We start from the raw sequence: 11721 nt of genomic DNA, 5'->3' as shown, positions 1-11721 counted from the left end.
TTTATGAGCGCATCACCGCAGCCCGGTAAGAAAGCCCGGCCTGAAGCGCTGGCCGACCGGGTTTACCTGGCGCTGAAAAATGACATTTTCGATTTCCGCCTGCTGCCGGGTGACCGCTTTAGCGAAAGCGAAATCGCCACCCGCATGGCGGTCAGCCGCACGCCGGTGCGCCAGGCGCTGTTCCGGCTACAGCGTGAAGGTTTTGTCGAGGTCTGGTTCCGCAGCGGCTGGCAGGTGCGGCAGTTTGATTTTGCCTGGTTCGAGGATCTGTACGATCTGCGCATCGTGCTGGAGTGCGAGGCGGTAAAACGCCTGTGCCTGATGCCACCCGCGCGCAGTGCGGAACTCCTGGAGCCGCTAAGCGCTTTCTGGATAAACCAACCGCGCCTGGAGGACGGCATCCTCGTTGCACAGCACGACGAAGCCTTTCATATCGCGCTGGTCACCACGGCGGGCAACGGTGAAATAGCGCGGATCCACCGCGAACTGACGGAGAAAATACGCATTATCCGCCGCCTTGATTTCACCGATGAGGCGCGGATTGACGCCACTTATCGTGAACATGCGCACATCTTACGCGCGGTACTGAACCCGCAGCACGAGGAAGCGCAACGCCTCCTCACTGACCATATTGCCATCAGCAAGGCAGAGGTGAGGAAAATCACCCTTCACCGCCTGCAGCAGGCAAGACAACACACCGTTTCGTCCACTTAATATCAGGGGAATACCGATGAAAAGACGTTCACTGCTCAAGGCCTTTGCACTCTCTGCCACCGTCGCCGCAATGGGGTTGGCCTGGGGCGCACAGGCCGCTGATACCATCAAGGTGGGCATTATGCACTCTCTGTCCGGCACGATGGCCATTTCCGAAACGCCGCTCAAGGAGGTGGCGCTGATGACCATTGACGAGATCAATGCGCAGGGCGGCGTGCTGGGCAAAAAGCTCGAACCGGTGGTGGTCGACCCCGCCTCTAACTGGCCGCTGTTCGCCGAAAAGGCGCGCCAGCTGCTAACCCAGAACAAAACGGCGGTGGTGTTTGGCTGCTGGACGTCGGTATCACGCAAATCGGTACTGCCGGTGTTTGAGGAGCTGAACGGGCTGCTGTTCTATCCGGTGCAGTATGAAGGTGAAGAGATGTCGCCCAACGTGTTCTATACCGGCGCCGCGCCAAATCAGCAGGCGATCCCGGCGGTGGAGTACCTGATGAGCGAGGACGGCGGCAGCGCCAAACGCTTCTTCCTGCTGGGAACCGACTATGTTTACCCGCGCACCACCAACAAAATTTTGCGCGCCTTCCTGCACAGCAAGGGCGTTAAAGACGGCGACATTGAAGAGGTTTACACGCCGTTTGGCTACAGCGATTACCAGACCATCGTCGCCAATATTAAGAAATTCTCTGCCGTGGGCAAAACCGCCGTGATCTCCACCATCAACGGCGATTCCAACGTGCCCTTCTATAAAGAGCTGGCTAACCAGGGGATCAGGGCCACCGATGTGCCGGTAGTGGCCTTCTCGGTCGGTGAAGAAGAGCTGCGCGGCATTGATAGCAAACCGCTGGTCGGTAATCTGGCGGCGTGGAACTACTTTGAGTCGCTGGATAACCCAACCAATGCCAAATTTGTTGCCGCCTATAAAGCCTGGGCCAAAGCGCACAGGCTGCCGAACGCCGCTAACGTGGTGACCAATGATCCGATGGAAGCCACCTACGTCGGCATCCATATGTGGGCGCAGGCGGTAACAAAAGCGGGCACCACCGATGTAGACAAAGTCCGTGCGGCAATGGCCGGACAGACCTTTACCGCCCCGGACGGCTTTACGCTAACCATGGATAACAGCAACCATCATCTGCATAAACCGGTGATGATCGGCGAAATCGAAGATAACGGTCAGTTTAACGTGGTGTGGCAGAGCGATAAGCCGGTACGCGCCCAGCCGTGGAGCCCGTTTATCGCCGGGAACGACAAAAAGCCTGACCACCCGGTAAAAAGCAGCGATTAATTTCATTAGCCCGGGGCGGGTCATACCTGCCCCTCCTCCCACTGCGGAGCACCCTGTTATGACGCGATCTCTGTTATTCCTGCTGCTGTGCCTGCCCTGGTTTGTCCAGGCCGGCCCGGCCGCCGATTTTGCCGCGGCCAGCCGCAGCACCCAGCTACAGATCCTGCAACAGTGGGCAGCCGCGCCGGATGCCACTCGCCTGCCGCTGCTCCAGGCGCTGCATCAGGAAAACCTGGTGCTGGATGAGAACAAACGCCCATTTACGCAAATAAACGGAGTATTGACGCCGCTCGAAGGCAGCGCCACGGCGGCAGGCCCTGTTAAAAAACTGTTTATTAACAACCGCCTGCGCGTTGCGATAGCCAGTACGCTCGCCGCGCACCAGCTGGCAAGCCCGCTGGCATCCACCCGCCTGAATGCCGCACGCATCCTACAGAGCGATGTCAGCCCCGACTGGCTGCCGCTGCTGCAACGTTATCTGACCGACGAAAAGGACCCGGCGGTACAGGCGGCGCTGGCACAGGCCGTGGCCACGCTGCAACTCGGCGATCCCCATCCGGCGGTGCGCCTTGCGGCGGTCAGGCTGCTGGGTGAAACCAGCGATGCGCAAAGTCAGGCAAGGCTTGAACAGCTGCTACAGCCGGATCACGAGACGAATGCCGACGTACGCGCCGCCGCCGCCCACAGCCTGCAAAACATCCGCCATCGCCTCCAGGCCGGGGATCTGCTCGGACAGGCTTTTAGCGGGTTGTCCCTGGGCTCTGTGCTGCTGCTGGCAGCGCTGGGCCTGGCCATCACCTACGGCCTGCTTGGCGTGATTAATATGGCGCACGGTGAAATGCTGATGATCGGTGCCTATGCCACCTGGATGGTGCAGCATCTTTTCCAGCGCTATGCGCCTGAATGGCTGACGTTCTATCCACTGCTGGCGCTACCGGCGGCGTTCTTTCTCACCGCCGCTATCGGCATGATGCTGGAACGCACCATTATTCGCCATCTGTACGGCCGCCCGCTGGAAACCCTGCTCGCCACCTGGGGGATCAGCCTGATGCTTATCCAGCTGGTGCGCATGCTGTTTGGCGCGCAGAACCTTGAGGTTGCCAACCCGGCATGGCTTTCCGGCGGCTGGCAGGTGCTGCCAAACCTGATGCTGCCGTATAACCGCCTGGCGGTGATGCTGTTTGTGGTAGGCGTGCTGGTGCTCACCTGGCTGTTACTGAATAAAACCCGTCTCGGTCTGAACGTGCGCGCGGTCACGCAAAACCGGGCGATGGCCGACTGCTGCGGCGTGGCGACCGGGCGCGTTGATATGCTGGCGTTTGGCCTCGGCTCCGGGATCGCCGGGCTGGGCGGCGTGGCGCTGTCGCAGCTGGGTAACGTCGGGCCGGAGCTGGGCCAGGGCTATATTATTGACTCCTTCCTCGTGGTGGTCACCGGCGGCGTGGGCCAGCTGGCGGGCACCGTTTGCGCCGCGCTCGGCCTCGGCATCCTGAATAAAGTGCTGGAGCCGCAGATCGGCGCGGTGCTCGGTAAGATCCTGATTCTGGTACTGATCGTATTGTTTATCCAAAAACGGCCGCAGGGGCTGTTCGCGCTGAAAGGGAGGGCCATTGATTGACAATGCAACCATTAACGCTGCGCGCCGTGCGGCAGGCGCCGCGCCTCACCAGCATACTGGGCGGCATGCTGCTGCTGGCGCTGCTACTGCTGCCTTTGCTCGCCCTGCTGCCGCCGGAAAATCCGCTGGCGATTTCCACCTGGACGCTGACGCTGGTCGGCAAAATCCTGTGCTATGCCATCGTCGCGGTCGCGCTCGACCTGGTCTGGGGCTACGCCGGGCTGCTGTCACTCGGCCACGGGCTGTTCTTCGCGCTCGGCGGCTATGCGATGGGCATGTATCTGATGCGCCAGGCCGCCGGTGACGGACTGCCCGCCTTTATGTCATTCCTCTCGTGGAATGAACTGCCGTGGTTCTGGGCTGGCACCCAGCATTTCGCCTGGGCACTGTGTCTGATCGTGCTGGTTCCAGGCGTGCTGGCGCTGCTGTTTGGCTGGTTCGCCTTCCGTTCGAAAATCAAAGGGGTCTACTTCTCGATTATCACCCAGGCGCTGACCTATGCGGGCATGCTGCTGTTCTTTCGCAACGAAACCGGCTTCGGCGGCAACAACGGGTTTACCGGTTTTACCACCCTGCTCGGCTTTCGGATCGACGCCACCGGTACGCGCATCGCACTATTTTTCGCCAGCGTTTTACTGCTGATTGCCAGCCTCGGCGTGGGCTTTGCGCTGGCGCGCAGCAAGTTTGGCCGCGTGCTGACGGCGGTGCGTGATGCGGAAAACCGTCTGATGTTCTGTGGCTACCATCCTGAAGGCTTCAAGCTGTTTGTCTGGACGCTCTCTGCCGTCCTGTGCGGACTGGCCGGGGCGCTGTATGTGCCGCAGGTTGGCATTATCAACCCGGGTGAAATGTCGCCGACCAACTCGATTGAAGCCGCCATCTGGGTGGCGCTCGGCGGACGCGGTACGCTGATTGGGCCTCTGCTGGGTGCGGGCATCGTTAACGGGGCAAAAAGCGGGTTTACCGTTGCCTTCCCCGAGTACTGGCTGTTTTTTCTCGGCCTGATGTTTATTCTCGTCACGCTGTGGCTACCGCGTGGCGTCATTGGCCTGCTGCGCCGGAGGAAACATGACTGAACGGCCGTTTACCCAACCTCATCCGGCGGATCGTCATCGTCAACGGAGCGATCCGATATTGCAGCTGGAGAAGATTAACGTCACCTTTGACGGCTTCAGGGCGCTGACCGATTTGTCATTAGAGATAGGCGTGGGCGAACTGCGCTGCGTCATCGGCCCTAACGGCGCGGGTAAAACCACGCTGATGGATGTGATCAGCGGAAAAACCCGTCCGGACAGCGGCCGGGTTATTTACGATCAGACGACCGACCTCACCACGCTGTCGACTGTGGAGATCGCCCGCATCGGTATCGGGCGCAAATTCCAGAAGCCGACGGTATTTGAAGCATTGACCGTTTTTGAGAATCTGGAGATTGCGCTAAAAAGCGAAAAATCCGTCTGGGCCTGCCTGCGCGCCAGATTAAGCGGCGTGCAGCGTGACCGCATTGACGAAGTGCTGGAACTGCTGCGCCTTGGCGAACTGCGAAAGCGGCCAGCCGGCCTGCTGTCGCACGGCCAGAAGCAATTTCTCGAAATCGGCATGCTGCTGGTGCAGGAGCCGCATCTGTTGCTGCTCGATGAGCCGGCAGCAGGGATGACCGATGCGGAAACCGCCTGGAGCGCCGAGCTGTTCCGCCAGCTGGCCGGTAAGCATTCGCTGATGGTGGTAGAGCACGATATGGGTTTCGTCGAAACCATTGCCGACCATGTCACGGTGCTGCATCAGGGTCAGGTACTGGCACAGGGATCGCTGCGTAAAGTGCAGGAAAATGAGCAGGTTATAGAAGTTTATTTGGGGCGCTAACATGTTACAGGTTTCTGAACTGCATCAATATTACGGCGGCAGTCATATTCTGCGCGGCCTGTCGTTTGAGGCTAAAGTGGGCGAGATCACCTGTCTGCTGGGGCGTAACGGCGTAGGAAAAACCACCCTGCTGAAGTGCCTGATGGGGCTGGTCGCGGCAAAATCCGGCAGCCTGAACTGGCAGGACACATCGATAAATCATCTCAAGCCGCACCAGAGGGTGCAGGCGGGTATCGCCTATGTTCCGCAAGGGCGCGAGATATTCCCGCGTCTGACGGTAGAGGAAAACCTGCTGATGGGGCTGGCGCGTTTCTCCGGCAGCGCGGCTAAGCAGGTGCCGCAGGAGATCTGGCAGCTGTTTCCCGTGCTGCAAGAGATGAAGCAGCGGCGCGGCGGCGACCTGTCCGGCGGTCAGCAGCAGCAGCTGGCGATCGGTCGGGCGCTGGCCTCTCGGCCGCAGCTGCTGATCCTCGATGAACCCACCGAAGGGATCCAGCCCTCGGTGATCAAAGAGATCGGTGCGGTGATCCGCCAGCTGGCCAGCCGTGGCGATATGGCGATCCTGCTGGTGGAACAGTTCTACGAGTTTGCCGCCGGGCTGGCCGATCGGTATCTGGTGATGTCACGTGGTGAGATTATTCAGAGCGGCCTGGGCAAGGATATGGCAAAAGATGACGTCAGCAGCCTGGTGGCCATTTAAGCCCCAGGCTCGGAGCACCCGTGTTTACGGCGCAATCATCTTGAAGGTAAACTGCAAAGTGCGTAACACTCACCCGGTCAGTTTTACCTTTTACTCCTCGCGACAAGGGAAGCAACATCATGGAAACCCGGCGTGACAAACGCATCAATATGCTGTCCCAGGCGTTGCAACGCACTGCTAAAATTCATCTGAAAGAAGCGGCTCAGCTGCTCGGTGTATCAGAGATGACCATCCGCCGCGATCTTAATGAAGGCTCGGCGGCTGTGGTGCTACTTGGTGGCTATATCGTCGGCGATGGGCTGCGCAAGCAGAGCCACTATTTTGTTTCCGACCAGCAGGCGCAAAATGTCGATCGCAAGCGCCTGTTGGGACAGCTTGCGGCGGCGATGATCCACGCTGAAGAGACGGTCTGGTTTGACTGTGGCACCACCATCCCATGGATTATCGATGCCATAGACGACGACCTGCCATTTACCGCCGTGTGTTGCGCGATGAACACTTTTTTGGCACTGAAAGAGAAACCCGCCTGTCGGGTGATCCTGTGCGGCGGAGAGTTTCGTCCGGATAACGCCATCTTTACCCCGCTCGGTCAACCGTCGGTGATGGAAAGTCTGTGCCCGGACAAAGCCTTTATCTCGGCCGCCGGGGTCGATTTACGCCAGGGAGCCAGCTGCTATAACCTTAACGAGCTACCGATCAAGCATCTGGCGCTACAGCGTTCACGCCAGAAATTTTTGGTGGCGGACAGCAGCAAGTTTGGCCAGGTGCTGTCGGCGCGCATTGCCCCCCTTAGCGCATTTGATCTGTTGATTAGCGATGCGCCTCATCCTGACGTTCTGCCAATTGCGGTGACCTCTCCAGGCAGCGACTGAAACCTGATGAAACTGCGCATCTTTATTATGATGCTGCTCGCAGCGATCCATTCTGCTCCCTGACAGCCTGCCAAAAAGTTTTGTAGACTCGCCTTCAAGCTGAGTAAGCGATTTGTCTCAGCATAAACGGATTAAAATGCTGAAGACCATCCAGCATAAACGGGGCGTTGTTTTTACACTTCAATCAAGGAAAAGATGATGAACAGACTCAAGCTATCTGAAATACGTAGCGGCGCTGCGCAGTCACTGCCAGGCCAGGCAGAGGGTTACTCTGGTCTCGCAGGTTGTGGTATGGGCGGCGGCAAGGACGACAATATCGATTTGAGAGCGTCTCGAATTGCAACCGATATTGATTATATCAGGCATGACGCCGCTGAAATTAAATCAGACGTTAAGGCAATGGACTCCAGGCTTACCAAAATTGAAACCGGCATCTGCACGGTTAAATCCACCCTCAAATCCTCCGCTGCCGTTATCAGCATCGGCTTTGCTCTCTGGGCCTGCGTGTTTGGCAGCTATGTTTTAAAAATACTTGATGCCCTGAATGGCTTAGTGCTCAGGTAGTCATCTGCATGGCCGTTGCCTTCACCACCGGACGCTCAACGCATTGACAGCATGGCTCTGCTTTCCCCCTGGGAGATCCGTTCGTGTGAGATAGCTGGCGATTGCTATACTACGCGCTTAGTCAGTGACAGCTGGGATATCACGCGAAAAAACGCTAAAATCCGGCACGTCATGTCTGGCCTTCGCGCCGCGCCTTTGCATGCTGGCGCTCATCAGCGGCAGCGGGTACGGCAATTATTGCGACGCAGAGGGTGCATTACCGGTTGGCATTTGAAATGCCTGACCTGGAAAAGTGCCCATAAGAAGCTCAGGCAACCTCAGAAACCCGTAAACCAGAGGCTCAAACTAACGTGGCTCAATTCGTTTATAGCATGCACCGCGTGGGAAAAGTCGTCCCGCCGAAGCGTCATATTTTAAAGAACATCTCCCTCAGCTTCTTCCCAGGTGCCAAAATCGGCGTTCTGGGTCTGAACGGTGCGGGTAAATCCACCCTGCTGCGCATTATGGCCGGTATCGATAATGATATTGAAGGGGAAGCCCGCCCACAGCCGGGGATTAAAATTGGTTATCTGGCACAGGAACCGCAGCTAAATCTGGAACACACCGTGCGCGAATCGGTGGAAGAAGCGGTGGCCGAAGTGGTTGGCGCTCTGAAGCGTCTTGACGAAGTGTATGCCCTTTATGCGGCAGAAGACGCCGACTTCGATAAGCTGGCGAAAGAGCAAGGCGTGCTGGAAGAGATTATCCAGGCACACGATGGCCACAACCTCAATACCCAGCTGGAGCGTGCCGCCGATGCGCTACGTCTGCCGGACTGGGACGCGAAAATCGCCAATCTGTCAGGGGGTGAGCGCCGCCGCGTTGCCCTGTGCCGTCTGCTGCTGGAAAAGCCGGACATGCTGCTGCTCGACGAACCGACCAACCACCTGGATGCAGAGTCCGTGGCCTGGCTGGAGCGTTTCCTGCATGACTTCGAAGGCACGGTAGTGGCGATTACCCACGACCGTTACTTCCTCGATAACGTGGCCGGTTGGATCCTTGAGCTGGACCGTGGCGAGGGTATTCCGTGGGAAGGCAACTACTCCTCATGGCTGGAACAGAAAGATGCGCGTCTGGCGCAGGAAGCCTCCTCCGAAGCCGCTCGTCGCAAATCGATTGAGAAAGAGCTGGAGTGGGTGCGTCAGGGCGCGAAAGGCCGTCAGTCAAAAGGCAAGGCCCGTCTGGCTCGCTTCGAAGAGCTGAACAGCACCGATTACCAGAAGCGCAACGAGACTAACGAACTGTTTATTCCACCTGGCGCGCGCCTTGGGGATAAAGTATTGGAAGTCAGTAACCTGCGTAAATCCTACGGCGATCGCCTGCTGATTGACGATCTCACCTTCTCAGTACCGAAGGGCGCGATTGTCGGCATCATTGGTCCGAACGGCGCGGGTAAATCTACCCTGTTCCGCATGATGTCCGGTCAGGAACAACCTGATTCCGGCAGCATCGTGCTGGGGGATACCGTTAAGCTGGCCTCTGTCGATCAGTTCCGCGACAGCATGGATAACAGCAAAACCGTCTGGGAAGAAGTTTCCGGCGGTCAGGACATTATGCGTATCGGCAATACCGAAATGCCGAGCCGTGCCTACGTTGGGCGCTTTAACTTTAAAGGGGTCGATCAGGGCAAACGCGTCGGTGAATTGTCCGGCGGTGAGCGCGGTCGTCTGCATCTGGCCAAGCTGCTACAGGTTGGCGGCAACGTGCTGCTGCTGGATGAACCGACCAACGACCTGGATATCGAAACCCTGCGCGCGCTGGAAAACGCCCTGCTGGAGTTCCCCGGCTGCGCGATGGTCATCTCACATGACCGCTGGTTCCTTGACCGTATCGCCACCCATATTCTGGATTATCAGGATGAGGGCAAGATCGAGTTCTTTGAAGGTAACTTCACCGAATACGAAGAGTACAAGAAACGCACGCTGGGCGCGGAAGCGCTGGAGCCGAAGCGTATCAAGTACAAACGTATGATCAAGTAATCCCTGCCGCGATCTCATGGAGATCGCGGTGGTTTTTGCTGGGTCGATCCTGCTGGGATCGGCCCTTAACGATAAAACTCACGCAATATTTCCGACCGCATGGCGAAATCAACAAAGCGCGAAAGCGCCGGTGAATTCAGCTTACGGCTGGGATAAACCAGCCACAGCTCATTGCCCTCCACTTCCCACTCAGGCAGTACCTGTACCAGCTTTTCACAGCTCAAAAAACGCGGCAGCAGGGTGATCCCGCCCGAAGAAAGCGCACATTCGCGCGCATAAACCAGATTATCCGTCATATGGGTCGGTGGCAGCAGCCAGCGGTAATACTCTTCGTTGCGCTTCAGCAACCATTCATTCCACGCGCGATGGGCAATACAACGATGCTCCGATAGCTGGCGTGGATGAGCGAGCGTCTGATAATCAGCAAGATAATCCGGCGATGCCACCAGCAGCCGCTGGCAGTAGCCAATACGCCGACCAATCAGCGATAGATCCTGCGGCCGTCCGGTGCGCAGCGCCACGTCAAACCCGTCCTGCACCAGATCGCACATCTCGTCAGAAATAGAAACTTCCAGCGTCACGTCCGGGAATTGCTGCTGGAAGTCGGTATTAACCCGCGCCAGCAGGGTTGCGCCAATACCGGCAGGGGATGTGATACGTAAACGCCCGCTGGGGTTATCACGCAATCGTTCAATCACCAGTCCGGCTCTTTCGCTGGCCTGCAACATCTCCTGGCAGTGCACCAGGTAACGCTCGCCGGCAAACGTCAGGTTGAGCTGGCGCGTGGTGCGGTTAATCAGCCTGAGTCCCAGCGCATGCTCAAGCTGGCTGATACGCTGGCTGACGCTGGATTTGGGCAACCCTGCACGCGCTGCCGCCGCTGTGAAGCTGCCGCACTCGGCGACCAGGGCAAACAGGGCCATATCCTGCAACTGTTTAAACACGATTGTTCATCCTGTGCGAACACTGATTACGTTATTGTCCATCTTATCATTAGCCGCATTGTTGCCTACACTGAATATCACCTCATTAAGGAGAAACATCATGACGCACAAAGCGATTGCTATTAACCCGGAAAATCCACAGCAGTTTATTGAAATCCAGCGGCCGCAGCCCACCCCCGGCGAATACGATCTGTTGGTGGAGGTGAAAGCCGCTTCGGTCAATCCGGTCGATACCAAAGTGCATAAAGGCGCGCAGAAAAACGGTCTGCAACAGCCGCGCGTGCTCGGCTGGGACGCCAGCGGCATCGTACTGGCGAAAGGAAGCAAGGTCAGCGGTTTTAACGTGGGTGATGAGGTTTTCTATGCCGGCGATATCACCCGCCCCGGCAGTAACACCACGCATCAGCTGATTGATGCACGCATTACCGGCCACAAGCCGAAAACGCTCGACTGGGCGCAGGCGGCCGCCATCCCACTCACCGCACTGACCGCCTGGGAAGGATTGTTCGATCGTCTGCATATCGACAGTGAGGGTGAGGGTAAAACCTTACTGATCGTCGGCGGGGCCGGGGGCGTAGGGTCGCTGGCCATTCCGTTTGCGAAACTGCATAGCAAGGTGAAAGTGATCGCCACCGCGTCGCGCCCGGATTCGGTACAGTGGTGCCTCGATCGCGGCGCTGATCTGGTGATCAACTATCATGACATGCCCGCCGAGCTGGAGAAGCATGGCCTGAAGCAGGTTGACTACATTTTCTGCCTGAACGATACCGATGGTCACTGGCAGACCATGAGCCAGCTGATTGCGCCACAGGGTCAGATTTGCACCATCGTGGAAAACGCCGGGCCGCTGGATATGGAACAGCTGAAGCTGAAAAGCGCTGCGCTTCACTTTGAATTTATGTATACCCGCAGCATGTTTACCACCCCGGACATCGCCCGCCAGGGAGAAATCCTCGACGCTACGGCGCGGCTGCTGGATGAAGGCAAAATCACCACATCGCTCAGTAAGACCCTGCACGGTTTAAGCGTGGAAACGCTGTCTGAAGCGCACCGTCTGGTGCTTGAAGGGCATATGCGCGGCAAAGTGGTGATGGTTTACTAAGCGCGCCGGCCGATCCTGCCAGTCAGGATCGGTCTTTTCTCCCA

The 11721-nt window shown here is 57.9% G+C and carries 11 protein-coding genes; 10 read left to right on the top strand and 1 reads right to left on the bottom strand.

Annotated features, from left to right (window positions below; genetic code table 11):
* Nucleotides 1–3 precede the first annotated feature (3 nt).
* The 9 genes from ETA_RS04540 (at nucleotide 4) to ettA (ending at nucleotide 9631) form a co-directional block, all read left to right on the top strand.
* Nucleotides 4–714, top strand: a complete 711-nt coding sequence (locus ETA_RS04540; RefSeq protein ID WP_012440435.1) for a GntR family transcriptional regulator — start codon at nucleotides 4–6, stop codon at nucleotides 712–714.
* Nucleotides 715–730: 16 nt separating this feature from the next.
* A complete protein-coding gene (gene urtA / locus ETA_RS04535) occupies nucleotides 731–1999 on the top strand; it encodes an urea ABC transporter substrate-binding protein (RefSeq protein ID WP_012440434.1) in 1269 nt (422 codons plus the stop codon).
* 58 nt (nucleotides 2000–2057) lie between these two features.
* On the top strand, nucleotides 2058–3617 hold the full coding sequence (gene urtB, locus ETA_RS04530; RefSeq protein ID WP_012440433.1) for an urea ABC transporter permease subunit UrtB: 1560 nt from the start codon (nucleotides 2058–2060) through the stop codon (nucleotides 3615–3617).
* Nucleotides 3618–3619: 2 nt separating this feature from the next.
* Nucleotides 3620–4693, top strand: a complete 1074-nt coding sequence (urtC, locus tag ETA_RS04525; protein ID WP_012440432.1) for an urea ABC transporter permease subunit UrtC — start codon at nucleotides 3620–3622, stop codon at nucleotides 4691–4693.
* Entirely contained in the window at nucleotides 4686–5477 is a 792-nt protein-coding gene (gene urtD / locus ETA_RS04520; RefSeq protein ID WP_012440431.1) for an urea ABC transporter ATP-binding protein UrtD, read from the top strand. Before urtC ends, urtD begins: the two co-directional genes overlap by 8 nt.
* 1 nt (nucleotide 5478) lies before the next feature.
* On the top strand, nucleotides 5479–6177 hold the full coding sequence (gene urtE / locus ETA_RS04515; RefSeq protein WP_012440430.1) for an urea ABC transporter ATP-binding subunit UrtE: 699 nt from the start codon (nucleotides 5479–5481) through the stop codon (nucleotides 6175–6177).
* Between the two features lie 119 nt (nucleotides 6178–6296).
* Complete coding sequence (deoR, locus tag ETA_RS04510; RefSeq protein ID WP_012440429.1) at nucleotides 6297–7049, top strand: DNA-binding transcriptional repressor DeoR; 753 nt, start codon at nucleotides 6297–6299, stop codon at nucleotides 7047–7049.
* A gap of 198 nt (nucleotides 7050–7247) precedes the next feature.
* Nucleotides 7248–7613, top strand: coding sequence for a hypothetical protein (locus tag ETA_RS04505; RefSeq protein ID WP_042958647.1), 366 nt, complete (start codon nucleotides 7248–7250; stop codon nucleotides 7611–7613).
* A 350-nt stretch (nucleotides 7614–7963) separates the two neighbouring features.
* On the top strand, nucleotides 7964–9631 hold the full coding sequence (gene ettA, locus ETA_RS04500; protein WP_012440427.1) for an energy-dependent translational throttle protein EttA: 1668 nt from the start codon (nucleotides 7964–7966) through the stop codon (nucleotides 9629–9631).
* 65 nt (nucleotides 9632–9696) lie between these two features.
* On the opposite strand, the gene ETA_RS04495 is transcribed toward ettA, so the two are convergent.
* A complete protein-coding gene (locus tag ETA_RS04495; protein ID WP_042958645.1) occupies nucleotides 9697–10578 on the bottom strand; it encodes a LysR family transcriptional regulator in 882 nt (293 codons plus the stop codon).
* 97 nt (nucleotides 10579–10675) lie between these two features.
* On the opposite strand from ETA_RS04495, the gene ETA_RS04490 reads away from it, so the two are divergent.
* Nucleotides 10676–11677, top strand: a complete 1002-nt coding sequence (locus ETA_RS04490; RefSeq protein WP_012440425.1) for a zinc-binding alcohol dehydrogenase family protein — start codon at nucleotides 10676–10678, stop codon at nucleotides 11675–11677.
* The last annotated feature ends 44 nt before the right edge of the window (nucleotides 11678–11721 follow it).

Origin of the sequence: Erwinia tasmaniensis Et1/99 (assembly GCF_000026185.1) — a bacterium.
Lineage (GTDB): Bacteria > Pseudomonadota > Gammaproteobacteria > Enterobacterales > Enterobacteriaceae > Erwinia > Erwinia tasmaniensis.
This window is presented reverse-complemented; position numbering and strand designations above follow the sequence as displayed.